Raw genomic sequence first — 13,357 nt, 5'->3', positions numbered from 1 at the left:
TGAGATAAAATCTGTTATGTCTCCGCTGAGACGACCTCGCGGCCGATGCGGGCGACGGAGCGCGCGAGGAGCTCGAAGTCGGCGCGGCGGCTGCGGTGGTTCACGTTGGCCACGCGGATGGCGTAGCGGCCGCGCACCAGCGTTCCCGACGGCACCGCGATCCCCGCCTCCTGCACGCGCAGCAGGATCTCCTCGTTGACGGCGTTCAATCGCTCCTCGGGCATGCCCGCGGGCGCGTAGCGGAAGCAGACCACGTTCAGCGCGACCGGCGCCAGCAGCTCGAGCGACGGGTCCGCCTCGACCAGGTCCGCCAGGTAGCGCGCCTGGGCGACGTTCTGCTCGATCAGCCGCGCGTGCGCGCGCACGCCGTGCGCCTTCAGCGACATCCACACCTTCAGCGCCTTGAAGCTGCGCGTGAGGTCCACCCCCAGCTCGGCGAACGGGAGCCCGCCGGCGATGGCCCCGCGCGCCGTCTCCGCGAGATAGCTGGCGGTGAGGGAGAAGGCGTCGCGGTGCACCTCCGCGTCGCGCACCAGCACGCAGGCGGCCTCGAAGGGGAGCGAGATCCACTTGTGCAGGTCGAAGCCGAGCGAGTCCGCCTCCTCCATCCCCGCCACCAGCGGCGCGAGATCGGGGGAGATGCGGACCAGCGCGCCGAACGCACCGTCGACGTGGTACCACAGCCCCTCCTCGCGGCAGAGCGCGGCGAGGGCGCGGAGATCGTCGATGGCGCCGGTGTTGACCGTCCCGGCCGTGCCGATCACGCAGAACGGGTGATGGCCGGCGGATCGATCCGCGCGGATGGCGTCGCGCATCGCGTCCACGTCGACGCGGTCGGCCGCGTCGACGGGGATGGCGCGGAACGAGGCGCGGCCGAGGCCGAGCAGCTCGACGCCGCGGGTGATCCAGCCGTGCGTCTCCGCCGAGCCGTAGACGGTCATGCGCGGGCGGCCGCCCTGCAGCCCCTCGGCGCGCAGGTCGAAGCCCGCCTTCGCGTGGCGGGCCACGGCGAGACCCAGGATGTTGGCCATGGTGCCGCCGGCCACGAGCACGCCCGACGCGTCCGCGGGAAAGCCCATCAGCTCCGCCAGCCAGGCGATCACCTGCTTCTCGACCAGCGCGGGCGCCTGGTCGAAGCCGGCCAGGTGCGGGTTGAGCGCGGAGGCCAGCATCTCCGCCATCATGGCCAGCGGGGTGCCGTTCCCCTGCACCCATCCCCAGAAGCGCGGGCCCAGGTTGCCGTTGGGATACGGGCGCACGCGCTCCACGAAGTCGCGGTACGCGGCCGCGGCGCCCTCGCCCTCCACCGGCAGCGGCTCGGGGAAGGAGTGGCGCACCGCGTCGGGCATCGGCTTCCACGCGGGGAGGTCGTGGAGCGACGACAGATGGGTGACGGTATCGTCGACCATGCGGTGCGCGAGCACGCGGAACTCGTCCCAGTCCGCGGGATCGAGGGTGTGCTCGGGAGATTCGTCGTTCATCGCGTCGCGCGGGAGTCGGGCGGAGAGCGGGCGCGGAGGGATGCCGCGGGCGAGCGCGTAGAGTACGCGACGCGAGCGGAGGCGGCCACCCGGATGTTGCGGTGGATGGTGCGCGCCCTCTCCGGCCGGCTTAGGCCGTCCACTTCTCCCGTACCGGGAGAGGTAGCCGGACAGGCATCAGTGCGGGTGGCGGGACTTCGCGTGGCCGCCGGCTGTGGCCCCCTCCCCCGGCCCCTCCCCCGCTGCGCAGGGGAGGGGAGAACTCAGTGCAGTGTCTGAATCAGGCGCGGAGTGCTCCCCCGCTCCCGCGCAGCGGGGGAGAGGGGGTCGGGGCGAGGGGGCCGCCCGCGGCCGCGCGGATGCAGGCCGAACGCAACAAGCCCCGGCGGTGATGAATCCGCCGGGGCCCGAATCCCGATCTCCTCTCACCCCGCGCGGCGCGTCTTGCGGCGGAGGAAGTCGCGCATGATGTACTGGCCGAGCGTCATCGTGCTGGTGAAGTACGCCTTCCCGCGCGCGATGGCCGACACCTGGTTGACGAACGCCACCAGGTACGGGTCGCGGGCCAGCATGAATGTGTTGATCAGGATCCCGCTCTTGCGGCAGGCGCCCACCTCGCGGAAGGTCTCGCGCAGCACCAGCTGGTCCAGCCCCATCGAGTTCTTGTAGATCCGCCCGTCGCCCATGGTGATGGCCGACGGCTTTCCGTCGGTGATCATCACGATCTGGCGCATGTCCTTGTTCTGCGCCAGGAGGAGCCGCCGGGCCAGCTTGAGCCCCGCCGCGGTGTTGGTGTGGAACGGACCTACCTGCGCGTGCGCAAGCTGGCCCATGGGGATCTCGTGCGCGTCGTCGCCGAAGAGCACCACCTTCAGCGTGTCGCCGGGGAACTGCGTGCGGATCAGGTGCGTGAGCGCCAGCGCCACCTTCTTGGCCGGCGTGAAGCGGTCCTCGCCGTACAGGATCATGCTGTGGCTGGTGTCCAGCAGCAGTACCGTGGCGCAGCTGGAGCGGTACTCGGCCTGGTGCACGTGCAGGTCGCCGTACTCCAGCGGGATGGTCCCATCCCCCCGCAGCCCCTCGCGCGCCAGCGCGCTCTTGAGGGTGGCGGGGATGTCGAGGTTCATCACGTCGCCGAACTCGTACGGGCGGCTGGCGGCCTCCACCTCCACCCCCGTGGCGAGGTGCGGCGTCTCGTGCGAGCCGAAGCTGCTCTTCCCCATCGCGGAGAGGAGGTGCCGCAGCGTACGCCAGCCGAGGAAGTCGATCCCCTTCCCCGTCAGACTGAACTCCACCTGCCGCGCCGCCTCGCGCGCGTCGTCGAGCTTGCCGTGCCCGGGCTCCATCTCCTCGTACGCGCCGGGCATCTGCGGGGGCGCGTCGAGCTTGAGGTAGCCTTCCTCCACCATCCGCTCGATCAGCCGGTCGAGCAGGTCGGCGATCTGCTGGCGCACCTCCTCGTCGGGCTCGGCGTCGCCGCGCAGCTGGTCCACCATCTCGGGCGTCAGCATCCCGCTCTCCAGCAGCGCGTGCAGGAGCGCGTCCTTGAGCGAGTCGAGCGAGCGGTCGTCGTCGTCGCCGAACTCGCCCCAGTACGGGTGGTACATCTGCCCGCCCGCGAAGCCGCTCTGCAGCAGGAAGTCCGACAGCTGGTCCAGCAGCGACTGCAGGTTCAGCGCGTCGGCCAGGTTCCCGGTGTACTTGCCGTAACGGGTAAAGCGCATGCGGCCTCCGGTGGCGCGGAAGGGTCTCGTCTTGGTAAGATAAGCCCCGTTCCCGCAGTGTTGAAGTGAGGCATCCTGGCGGACTACGACGAGCAGGGGCGCGCGGACGCGGCCCTGCCTGACTTCGATCTCCTTGCGGACGGTGGCCCCGAGAGGTCGCCGCCCGTGGCGCTTCCCGACGCGCCCGCGGAGCCGGCCGAGGCGCCGGTGCGTGCGGGCGCGTTCGCGGCGCTGCGGCACCGCAACTTCCAGCTCTTCTACGCCGGGCAGTTCCTGTCCCTGGTCGGCACGTGGATGCAGTCCACGGCGCAGGGGTGGCTGGTGCTGAACCTGACCAACTCCGAGCTGCTGCTGGGCGTGGTCACCGCCGTCGGCTCGCTTCCCACCTTCCTGTTCTCGCTCTACGCCGGCGCCGTGGCCGACCGCGCCGACAAGCGCCGCATCATCGTCTGGGCCAACGCGATCGCGGGCATCCTGGCGCTGCTGCTGGGCGTCCTCACCTCGACGGAGTGGATCACCTATCCCGCCCTGCTGGCGATCTCGTTCGCGCTGGGGACGGCGAACGCCTTCGAGGTGCCCACGCGCCAGTCGTTCTTCGTGGACCTGGTGGGGAGGGAGGACCTGCCGAACGCGATCGCGCTGACCTCGGCGCAGTTCAACGCCACGCGGATCATGGGCCCGGCCATCGCGGGGTGGGTGATCGGGATCGCGGGGACGGCGGCGTGCTTCTACGCGAACGCCGCGTCGTACGTGTTCGTGATCGCCGGGCTGATGGCGATCCGCCTTCCCGCGTTCCGCGCGCCGGAGCGCCGCGAGGGCACGCTGGAGACGATCCGCGAGGGCCTGGCCTACATCCGCTCGGTGCGGGTGATCCGCACGCTAGTGTGGCTGATCGCGGCGATGTCGGTGCTCGGCTTCCCGTACGTGATGCTGATGCCCGTGTTCGCGCGCGACATCCTGCACGTGGGGGCGAAGGGCCTCGGCGCGCTGCTGGCGGCCACCGGAGCGGGCGCGCTGGTCGGCGGGCTGGTGCTGGCCGCCATCGGCGACCGCTTCCGCCGCGGGCGGGTGATGCTGGGTGGATCGCTCAGCTTCTGCGCGGCGATCTTCGCGTTCTCGCTCTCCCGCTCGTTCGCGCTGTCGCTGGCGCTGCTGGCGTTCGTGGGGTTCACGATGATCCTGAACAACGCCAACGCGAACGCGTTGCTGCAGTCCATCGTGCCCAACCGCCTGCGCGGCCGGGTGATGTCGGTGTACATCTTCATGTTCGTGGGGACGGCGCCGCTGGGTGCGCTGCAGGCCGGCGCGGTGTCGAAGTGGATCGGCGCCCCCGGCGAGCTGCAGATGGGCGCCGTGCTGCTCGCCGCGATCCTGCTGTTCGCCGCGTGGCGCGTGCCGGAGCTGGCCAACGCGCGGTAGCCGTCTCCGCTGCCGGTTGACCAGCCACGAGAGGTGGTATTATGTTCATTCTGTGTACCACGAGCATTCTGGAGTATCGATGAAGCCGATCGAATCCCCGCCCATGTCTCCGCCATCCTCCGATCCCGTGGCTGGGAAAATGGCTGTGACGGCGGAACAGGAAACCGAGGTTTCGCCGGAGGAGATTCAGGCCTTCTACGCCGCGCAGAAGGAGGCGTTCGCGCATCTGCGTGCGTACCATGCGAACCGGCCAAGGCGCAAGCGATAGCTGCGCGACGAGCTCGATATCGACATGGCCGGGATCATCTCGATCCCGGCCGTTTTCATTTCCAGATCGGGGAGGCCACATGCGACCCGGAAGCATCTTCTCGGAAATGCAGACGCGTCCGGCCGGGCACATCTTCTTCATCCCCGGAGTGGAGCGCCCTGGCGACGACCTGAAGAACCGGCCTCATTTCCTGGTGAATCGCTGCGATCCCACTGCGGATCCGCACGTGTTGGGAACGCTGGCCCACATGAGCACGAAGGCGACCGAGCTGACCGTGTACGGCTGCGCGGGCTACGTGCTCCAGGACAGGTCGCAGCCGAGGGACCATGCCAGCTATGTGATCACCAGCCGGCTCGTCCCTCAGCTCGCCGGGCTGTTGAAGACATCGCAGTTTTCCTGCACCGATCATGTGCGCTCGGTTCGCGGCAGCGTGCTTCAGGCGGTGGGCATCGGGGAGGGAATCGCCGAGCCGGGTGATGGAAGCGTACGTGGACGCCTGGCGCGCGTCGTGGATCATGAGGCCGGCTTCCGGTTCGGGGTCGTGCTCACCTCGCACGGCTACAGCCGCCAGCGCAGATTCCAGGTGGTCGTGCCGGTGGTCGATCGTCTCGTTGCCACGGCAGGGGGAATCGAGGAGCTCGAAGTCACCGAATGGGATGTGCTTCCCGAACGCAAACCGTGGTTCGACTCGCTTCCCCTCTCCGTACCCCTGTTGGAAACCGCTGCCGTCATCTCTCTTACGGAGGAATGGAAGAAGAGCCGGAACCCGCTGACGTGGCTCGGGAAGCAAATCGAGCTCACCGACGTCACGATCGATCCGGCTACGCTCGCGGCGGTGGACGCGAAGATCACCGAACGACTGCGTCGCGACGCGTGATCTCAGGCAGCAAACGGCATCCGCATTCTCTTGACTCGTTCGATTCCACAAAAGAGCGGCACGACCCCCTCTGCCGAGCACGATCTCTCTGCCGGTGAAGCCCTCGCCGAGCTGCGTGCGCGGCTGCTGGCGTGGTACCGCGCGCACCGCCGCGACCTGCCGTGGCGCGCGGGTGTCGGGGAGGCGCCGGACCCATACCACGTGTGGCTGTCGGAGGTGATGCTGCAGCAGACGCGCGTGGAGACGGTGCTGCGCTACTACGCGCGGTGGCTGGAGCGCTTCCCCACGCTCCGGGCGCTGGCCGGCGCGCCGCTCGACGACGTGCTGAAGCAGTGGGAGGGCCTCGGCTACTACTCGCGCGCCCGCAACTTCCACCGCGCGGTGCAGGAGGTCGTCGCCCGGCACGGCGGCGAGGTCCCCGGCGATCCGGCGACCTTCCGCGCGCTTTCGGGCGTCGGGCGGTACACGGCGGGCGCGGTGACGTCGATCGCGTTCGGCCGGGCGGAGCCGGTCGTCGACGGCAACGTGCGCCGCGTGTTCGCGCGGTGGATGGACCTCGCCGAGCCCACGGACGCGGAGCTTTGGGGGATGGCGGCGGAGATGGTTTCGCTCGGTGACGCACCCGGGGATCTGAACCAGGCGCTGATGGAGCTGGGCGCCACCGTCTGCACCCCGCGCAAGCCGGCGTGCGGCACGTGCCCCGTAGCCAGCCTCTGCCTCGCGCGGATGCGGGGGACGCAGGAGCAGCGGCCCGCGCCGAAGAAGGCGAAGCCGCTGCCGCACGAGGACACCGCCGTCGCCGTCGTCGAGCACGAGGGGAGGCTCCTGCTCGTCCGCCGCCCCGTGGACGTGCGGCTGGGTGGGATGTGGGCGTTCCCCCACGTCGTCCGCCATCGCGGGGAGACGGTGGCGGATGCCGCGGGGCGCGCCGCGCGCGAGGGGTTGGGGATCGCCGTCGCCGCGAGGGAGGAGATCGGGACGGTGGACCACGTCTTCACGCACGTGCGCGCGACGTATCACGCCGTGCGCTGCGCGTGGACCGGCGGCGAGCCGGCGCCGCTGCGCTACGACGGGTTCGCCTGGGCGGCGCCGGACGAGGTGGTGAGGTACGCGCTGCCGAAAGCCCAGCAGCGGATCGCCGCGCTGGCGATCGCGCAGATGGCGGGCGCCAGCGCGGCGTGACCGGTGCCGGCGGGAGATTCGGCGCCGCTTCGCAGAATCCCGTGCCGGCGCGGCGATAGATCCTTCGGCCTGCAAGCTCTTGTGCCGACGCCGATTACGGCCTGGCCGGCCTCAGGATGACGTCGGGCGGGCCTCCACGCGTAGACGGCTCTACTCGTAGACGAACTCGACCTCGCGGCGGATCTCGGGGAGGAGGCTGCGGTGCACCGGGCAGGTGCGCGCGGCCTCCTCCAGCTTCGCGCGCTGCTCGGGGGTGAGCGAGGCGGGAAGGCGGATGGTGACGGGGATGGCGTCTACGCGGCGCGGCGGCTGCGGCGTCATGTGCTTCTGCAGCACGAAGTCCGCGCGCTCGAAGGGGATGCCCTCGCGGCGCGCGACGATGGCCATGGTCGTCACCATGCACGACCCCAGCGACGCCGCCAGCAGGTCGGTGGGTGAGAACGAGCTGCCGTCGCCCATGTTGTCGCGCGGCGCCGCCGTCACCAGCGGCGTGCCCGAGGGCCCGTGCGTCAGCTCCATCTTCAGGTTGCCCGTGTAGGTGCCGCTGATCTCCACCGCCATCGCCATCCTCCATTCGCGTGACGCCCGCTGATCTCCGCGGGCCGAATCAGATCTTCCTCAATCTACCGCCGCCGGCCGTCCCGCCGCATCCTTGGAACGGACGGCGAAGTGTCCTCCCGCGCGGTCATCTCCATCCCCCCGCCCTTCCGCCGTCCGCAAGCTAAGTGGATGCGGCGCAATCGCATGCAATCCGGTACGCGCGAGGCACCGCGGTTGCTCGCAATCATCCTCCAGAGCGGGCCGTCCCCGGGCCCGCGACGCCACACCGAACGACACGAGGCCGATCATGCGCATCCGGAACCTCCTCTTGGTTGCCGCCGCGGCGGCGCTGGTTACGCGCCCGCTGGCGGCGCAGCACCGACATCACCACCACGACCGCGACGACGAGCGCGACTACCGCGAGCTGGGCCTGCCGCGCAGCTACCTGGGCGGCGAGCTGACCTTCGCGCAGCCGCAGGGCGAGTTCAGCAACTTCATCGACGAGGGATGGGGCGGCAGCATCCACTACCTGCTGCGGCTGGACCAGGGCGGGTGGCTGGGGCTGCGCGCCGACGCCGGGCTGGTGAACTACGGGCACGAGCGGCAGCGGGTGCTGCTGAGCCCCACCATCGGCGGGCGGGTGAGCGTGGACCTGGTCACCGACAACAACATCGCCTTCGTGGGCGTGGGGCCGCAGATCGGGCTGCCCACCGGCGCGCTGCGGCCGTATGCGAACGGCTACGCGGGGGTGAGCTACATCTTCACCGAGTCGCGCGTGGCCGGCACCTCGAGCGGCGAGAGCTTCGCCAGCACCACGAACTTCGACGACGCGTCGTTCGCGTACGGCGGCGGGGCGGGGCTGTACATCCCCGTCAGCCGACGCAGCAACCCGGTCTCCGTCGACCTGGGGCTGACCTACCGCCACAACGGCGTCGCGCGGTACCTGCGCCACGGCGACATCACCGACAACCCCGACGGCTCCATCACCCTGCACCCGGTGGAGAGCGAGACCAACCTGCTGACCTTCCACGTGGGTGTCTCGGTGGGCGTGCGTTAGGCGTTCTGTGCCTTAGATTCACGTGCCCGGCCGTGGCTCGCGGCCGGGCACTCCTCTTGCCCCCGGGTGTACTCGCGGCGAAATCCACCGCCGTGCGACTCCGCCCATGCGATCCGGAGCGATTCCGTGAAGAAGCTCATCCTCGCGCTCGGCTGCCTGGTGGCGGCCGCCGCCTGCAGCATCACCGACAGCGACGCCTTCCAGTTCTCGTTCTCGGCCACCCCGCTGGACGCGGCGCCCACGCCGCCCGCGCCCGCCACCATCAACACCGACACCTCGGGGCTGGTGGTGGTCCGTGGCGACGCCAACACGCCGTGCGCGGACCAGGGCGTGCGCATCAACGGCAACCGCTCCGGCAACGACCTGCGGATCTCCATCAACCGCGGCTCCACGGGCGCCTGCACCGGCGGCACGCGCTGGTTCACCTACTTCGCGCGGATGGCGGTTCCGTCCGGCGGCACCTATCACCTGATCCTGACCGACGGCACCTCCGGGAGCACCGTGACGGTGCTCGACCAGAACGTCACCGTGAGGGATTGAGGAAGCCGTCAGAAACGGCAGGTCTCACGCAGAGTCAGCAGGGTCAGCAGAGAACCGCAGCCGGTTTCTCCGCTGACCCTGCCGAGTTTCGTGGAGATGGATTCTATTCCCGGCGCGTCTCCTCCATGTGGCGCAGCGCCTCGTCCGTCTTCGCGGCCATGATGAAGTCGTTGCGATGCAGGCCGCGGATCTTGTGCGTCCACCAGGTCACCGTCACGCGGCCCCACTCGGTCAGCAGCGCGGGGTGATGCCCCTCCTCCTCCGCGATCTCCCCGACGCGGTTGGTGAACGCCAGCGCCGACGCGAAGTCGGGGAAGGCGATCACGCGTTCCAGCCGCTTGATCCCCTCGCGGTCCACGATCCCCCAGTCCGGCAGCTGCGCGATCAGCTCCGCCGCCTCGGCGTCGGTCACCGTGGGCGCGCCCTTGCGGCACGGCTCGCACTTCCCCGTCGATAGCTCCGTCATCTCCACCTCCGTCGAAGATCAGGCGATCCTGGAGTTCTCTCACAGAGGGCACAGAGGTCACGGAGAACAGCAACGAACTCCTCTGTGTTCCCTGTGCCCTCTGTGAGAGCCTTCTTCTTCCGAGTCAGGTCCGCGCTACGGCGCCGCCGCGGCGCGCGTGAGGTCGAAGCGGGCGAAGGTGCGGCCGACCAGCCATGTCAGCGGCGCGCAGGGGACCGCCATCGCCACCGCGGCGGCGACGATGGCGACAGGCGCGGACGCGCCGGCGAGGCGCAGCCCCCACCACGTGCCGATCCCCGCCGTGGCGAGGACCGCCAGCGCCACCATCTTCATCAGCATCAGCAGCAGCGCCTTGCCCAGGAACTGCGCGCCGGCGCGGCCGTCGGGGCCCACGCGGTACGGCATCCACAGGAAGAGCAGGTTCTCCAGCGCCGCCGTGCACCAGGCGATGGGAAGCGTCAGCACCGCCGCGGCCACGATCCACCCCGCCGGCACCGCGCCGGTGAGCGCCGCCGCGCCGACCAGCACCAGCACCTCGAACAGCGCGAAGCAGACCGCCGCCGGAAATACCTGTCCCACGGCGACGGCAAAGGGCCGTAGCGGCAGCGAGCGCAGGAAGGCGATGCGGTCCAGGTCGCGGCGGAAGTCGAAGGGCAGCGGGTTGCCGAAGATCACCGGCATCAGCAGCGCCGTGGCCAGGACGGACGACTGCATCGCTTCCGATCCCCCGCCCGACGCGCGGATCCCCCCGAACATCGCCACCAGCCACACCGCGCCGAACACCAGCGGCGACAGCATGGCCCGCGGCGTCCGCAGCAGCTCGGTCAGCTGGCGCCACGCGAGCGGCCCCGCGCGCCCGGGGAGCGGCAGCCGCGGCGCGCGCGGGCGGAAGCGCGGCGGCGGCGCGTCGCTCCCCTCCCCGTCCCCGCGCGTGGAGAGCATCCGGCTCAGGCGCTGCTGCACGCGCCGTCCCACCGCCAGCGAACGCTCCGTGTACGCCACGTCGAACGAGAGCACGAGCGTCACCGCGATCCCCACGATCGCCGCCGACGCGAGCCCCCACATCACCGCCGCGCCCGCCGTCTCCGCCGCGAACAGCTCGCCCAATGGCCGCGCGGCGATCGACGCTACGCGCACCACGGGCGAGTCGAGCACCGCGCGGAATCTCTCTCCCGTCGCCCCTGGCGCCGCGCCCATCGCCGCGGAGGCGACGACGAGGACGATGCCCGCGATCAGCGCCGTACGCGCCAGCCGCCGCGCCACGGGCGACAGGTACGCCTCCGCGGCCGTGGCGCCGAGGGCCAGCGCCTGCGCGGCCACGTACATGAACACGAACGCCAGCATCACCGCCGCGAACCCGGCCAGCGGCAGCGGCGCGTAAAGGACGGTGTAGACGGACACCCAGAGGCCGGAGAGCACCTGCACGCCCAGGCGCGTCACCAGGTTGTAGAGGAGGAGCTCTCGCCGGCCGACGGGTGCTGGAAAGAGGAAGGCGATCTCCGGCGGCGTGAAGTAGAGGCCGCGCTCGCTGACCGCGGCGATCACGGTCAGCACCGTCACGATCGCGGGAACGAAGGTCCGCAGCGACCCGGGCGACGGGGTGCCGCCGCGCATCTCGGGGTCGATCGCCCGCCAGAGCTGCAGCGCCGCAAAGCCGAGGAGGAAGAGCACGGTCGCGCCCACGCCGAGCGCGCCGCGCACCGTCTTCATCCGCCGCCCGATGCGGCGGAGGCGGCCGCGCGCCAGGCGCAGCGCCAGCAGCCGCAGCCCGGGGTTCACCGCGCCGCCGTCTCCGCGGGCGCGGCGGCCGGGCCCTCGGTGAGGTGGAAGAACACCTCCTCGAGCGAGCCGCCCACGTCCGCGTACCGCTCGCGCATCTCCTCGCGCCGCCCGGCGAAGAGGAGGCGCCCCTGCCGCATCACCGCGAAGCCGGTGCACAGCCCCTCGATCTGCCCCAGCAGGTGGCTCGAGAGGAGCACCGCCGCGCCCGCCGCCGCGCGCCGTCGGATGGCGTCGTAGAGCGTGCGGATCCCCCGCGGGTCCAGCCCCGTCAGCGGCTCGTCGAAGAGGAGCGCGGCGGGTTCGTGCAGGAGCGCGCAGGCCACGGCCACCTTCTGCCGCATCCCCCGCGACAGCTCGTCGGCCAGCGAGCCGCGGCGGTCGGCCAGCTCCAGCTCGTCCAGCAGCGCGGCGCCGGGCCCCTGCCACTCGCGCACGCCGTAGATGCGCGCGGTGAACTCCAGGTGCTCCCACACCGTCAGCGACGCGAAGAGCGCGGGCTCGTCGGGCACCATCGCCAGCCGCCGCCGCGCCTCCACCGGCTGGCGGACCACGTCGAAGCCGGCCACGCGCACCGTTCCCGCGCTGGGCGGGTGGATGCCGGCGATGGCTCGCAGCGTGGTGGTCTTCCCCGCGCCGTTGGGGCCCACGAGGCCCACGATCTCGCCCGGCGGCACGGAGAAGGTGAGCCCGTCCACGGCCACCCGGTCGCCGTAGTGCTTGGAGAGGCCGGCGATTTCGATCACCGGCGGCGGATCGGGAGCGGCGCCGTGCATCGCGTCGAAGGGGACGCTCACGGGCGCGCCGGCGGTTGGCCGCCGGGCTTCCACACCGGCGCGGGGCCGTCCGCGAGCATCCGTGTCGCCCGCGCGGCGGCGCGGATCACCTCGGTCATGTGCGCGAAGTCGATGCGTGTCGCGTCGTCGGCGGCGGTGTGGTAGTCGTCGTGGAGGTTGAAGGTGGAGAGGGTATGCGCCGGGATTCCGCGCCGCGCGAAGGCGATGTTGTCGCTGCGCTCGAAGAACTGCTGGTCGGGCCGCGGGTCGGCCACGATGGGGATCCCCGCGGAGGCGAGCATGTCGCCCATCGTCGAGCGCTCGTATCCGGTCAGCCACGCCTTCCCCGCGCCACCGGCCTGCGGGTCGGGGCGGCCGATCATCTCGATCTCCAGGTTCGCGACCGTCCGCTCCAGCGGGACCACGGGATGCTGGATGTACCAGCTCGTCCCCAGCAGCCCCACCTCCTCGCCCGTGGTGAGCAGGAAGACGACGGTGCGCTGCGGCGCCGGGCCGCGCTTGAGCTCGCGGGCGATCTCCAGCACGGTCACCACCCCGGACGCGTCGTCGTCGGCGCCGTTGCAGATGGTGTCCGCGCCCATCGCGCGGCAGCCGGCGCCGAGGCGCGCGGTGCCGATGTGGTCGTAGTGCGCGTCCACCAGCACCACCTGGTTGCGCAGCTCGGGGTCGCTGCCGCGCAGGATGCCGACCACGTTCACGCCGACGCCGCGATCGCCTGCGGCCACGCCGGTCGTGTCCGCCCACGACGCCAGCAGCCGCGGAACGCGCGTCCCGCCGGCGGAGCGCCACGCCAGCGGCATGCGCTGCAGGTAGCCGTCGTCGCCCGCCGGCTCCAGGCCGATCTGGCGGAAGACGCCGGCCAGATAGCGCGCCGCGCGGTGCATCCCCGGCGTGCCGGTGAAGCGCCCCGACATCGAGTCGTCCGACAGCGCGAGCTCCTCCGCGCGCACCTCCGCCTCCGTCGTGCGCGCCGGGATCACCGCCGTGGCGGGCCCGGTCGCCGGCCCGGGGGCAGTCCCGCGCGCGCACGCGGCGGGCGAGATCGCTAGGACGAGCAGGGGGAGATGGCGGAGGGAGATGGACGGCGATGCGCGCATGCGGTGGTCCCGGTTCGATTGCGTCACGGCGAGAGCGGAGATGCCCGGAATATGCCGGGTGCACGAGGATGGGCGAAAGTGCGCGGCCGGCGATGTCGCGGCGATCGAGAGGGCGATCCCGCCACGATCC

13 protein-coding genes are annotated in these 13,357 nt (G+C 71.3%); 6 read left to right on the top strand and 7 right to left on the bottom strand.

The window, feature by feature from the left end; genetic code table 11:
- Positions 1 to 14 precede the first annotated feature (14 nt).
- Positions 15 to 1,481 (bottom strand): pyridoxal-dependent decarboxylase, encoded by a 1,467-nt coding sequence (locus VF092_17880; GenBank protein ID HEX6749171.1) that lies wholly within the window; start codon positions 1,479 to 1,481, stop codon positions 15 to 17.
- Between the two features lie 425 nt (positions 1,482 to 1,906).
- Positions 1,907 to 3,205, bottom strand: a complete 1,299-nt coding sequence (locus VF092_17875; protein ID HEX6749170.1) for a VWA domain-containing protein — start codon at positions 3,203 to 3,205, stop codon at positions 1,907 to 1,909.
- Positions 3,206 to 3,370: 165 nt separating this feature from the next.
- Here VF092_17875 and VF092_17870 point away from each other — a divergent pair, with 165 nt between their 5' ends.
- From VF092_17870 to mutY, 4 genes are all read left to right on the top strand, one after another.
- A complete protein-coding gene (locus VF092_17870; protein HEX6749169.1) occupies positions 3,371 to 4,624 on the top strand; it encodes an MFS transporter in 1,254 nt (417 codons plus the stop codon).
- A 79-nt stretch (positions 4,625 to 4,703) separates the two neighbouring features.
- Positions 4,704 to 4,892 carry a hypothetical protein gene (locus VF092_17865; GenBank protein ID HEX6749168.1) on the top strand — a complete coding sequence of 63 codons (189 nt, stop codon included), beginning with the start codon at positions 4,704 to 4,706 and terminating at the stop codon, positions 4,890 to 4,892.
- A 79-nt stretch (positions 4,893 to 4,971) separates the two neighbouring features.
- Positions 4,972 to 5,769, top strand: a complete 798-nt coding sequence (locus VF092_17860) for a hypothetical protein (protein ID HEX6749167.1) — start codon at positions 4,972 to 4,974, stop codon at positions 5,767 to 5,769.
- A gap of 30 nt (positions 5,770 to 5,799) precedes the next feature.
- Entirely contained in the window at positions 5,800 to 6,951 is a 1,152-nt protein-coding gene (gene mutY, locus VF092_17855; GenBank protein HEX6749166.1) for an A/G-specific adenine glycosylase, read from the top strand.
- A 150-nt stretch (positions 6,952 to 7,101) separates the two neighbouring features.
- On the opposite strand, the gene VF092_17850 is transcribed toward mutY, so the two are convergent.
- Positions 7,102 to 7,512, bottom strand: coding sequence for an OsmC family protein (locus VF092_17850; protein ID HEX6749165.1), 411 nt, complete (start codon positions 7,510 to 7,512; stop codon positions 7,102 to 7,104).
- A gap of 286 nt (positions 7,513 to 7,798) precedes the next feature.
- On the opposite strand from VF092_17850, the gene VF092_17845 reads away from it, so the two are divergent.
- Both VF092_17845 and VF092_17840 read left to right on the top strand, forming a co-directional pair.
- Positions 7,799 to 8,548 (top strand): hypothetical protein, encoded by a 750-nt coding sequence (locus tag VF092_17845; GenBank protein ID HEX6749164.1) that lies wholly within the window; start codon positions 7,799 to 7,801, stop codon positions 8,546 to 8,548.
- Positions 8,549 to 8,674: 126 nt separating this feature from the next.
- Positions 8,675 to 9,088: a hypothetical protein gene (locus VF092_17840; protein HEX6749163.1), complete on the top strand. Its 414-nt coding sequence runs from the start codon at positions 8,675 to 8,677 to the stop codon at positions 9,086 to 9,088.
- 103 nt (positions 9,089 to 9,191) lie between these two features.
- Here VF092_17840 and VF092_17835 read toward each other — a convergent pair whose 3' ends face one another.
- The 4 genes from VF092_17835 to VF092_17820 form a co-directional block, all read right to left on the bottom strand.
- Entirely contained in the window at positions 9,192 to 9,554 is a 363-nt protein-coding gene (locus VF092_17835) for a 4a-hydroxytetrahydrobiopterin dehydratase (GenBank protein ID HEX6749162.1), read from the bottom strand.
- A gap of 135 nt (positions 9,555 to 9,689) precedes the next feature.
- Positions 9,690 to 11,333: a putative ABC exporter domain-containing protein gene (locus VF092_17830; GenBank protein HEX6749161.1), complete on the bottom strand. Its 1,644-nt coding sequence runs from the start codon at positions 11,331 to 11,333 to the stop codon at positions 9,690 to 9,692.
- Positions 11,330 to 12,130: an ABC transporter ATP-binding protein gene (locus VF092_17825; protein HEX6749160.1), complete on the bottom strand. Its 801-nt coding sequence runs from the start codon at positions 12,128 to 12,130 to the stop codon at positions 11,330 to 11,332. Before VF092_17825 ends, VF092_17830 begins: the two co-directional genes overlap by 4 nt.
- The gene (locus VF092_17820; protein HEX6749159.1) at positions 12,127 to 13,227 is read right to left on the bottom strand and encodes a M20/M25/M40 family metallo-hydrolase; all 1,101 of its coding nucleotides are present in this window, start codon (positions 13,225 to 13,227) and stop codon (positions 12,127 to 12,129) included. The genes VF092_17825 and VF092_17820 overlap by 4 nt, the downstream gene beginning before the upstream one ends.
- Positions 13,228 to 13,357: the final 130 nt, after the last annotated feature.

Source organism: Longimicrobium sp. (genome assembly GCA_036377595.1).
GTDB lineage: Bacteria > Gemmatimonadota > Gemmatimonadetes > Longimicrobiales > Longimicrobiaceae > Longimicrobium.
Note: the sequence above shows the minus strand (reverse complement) of the source record. Positions and strands in the feature narration are given on the sequence as shown.

Excerpts from the sequence above, each read along its gene's own strand:
- VF092_17850 (HEX6749165.1), bottom strand. The coding sequence starts at position 7,512 with ATGGCGGTGGAGATCAGCGGCACCTACACGGGCAACCTGAAGATGGAG.
- VF092_17880 (HEX6749171.1), bottom strand. The coding sequence starts at position 1,481 with ATGAACGACGAATCTCCCGAGCACACCCTCGATCCCGCGGACTGGGAC.
- VF092_17845 (HEX6749164.1), top strand. The coding sequence starts at position 7,799 with ATGCGCATCCGGAACCTCCTCTTGGTTGCCGCCGCGGCGGCGCTGGTT.
- VF092_17820 (HEX6749159.1), bottom strand. The coding sequence starts at position 13,227 with ATGCGCGCATCGCCGTCCATCTCCCTCCGCCATCTCCCCCTGCTCGTC.
- VF092_17860 (HEX6749167.1), top strand. The coding sequence starts at position 4,972 with ATGCGACCCGGAAGCATCTTCTCGGAAATGCAGACGCGTCCGGCCGGG.
- VF092_17865 (HEX6749168.1), top strand. The coding sequence starts at position 4,704 with ATGAAGCCGATCGAATCCCCGCCCATGTCTCCGCCATCCTCCGATCCC.
- VF092_17875 (HEX6749170.1), bottom strand. The coding sequence starts at position 3,205 with ATGCGCTTTACCCGTTACGGCAAGTACACCGGGAACCTGGCCGACGCG.
- VF092_17835 (HEX6749162.1), bottom strand. The coding sequence starts at position 9,554 with ATGACGGAGCTATCGACGGGGAAGTGCGAGCCGTGCCGCAAGGGCGCG.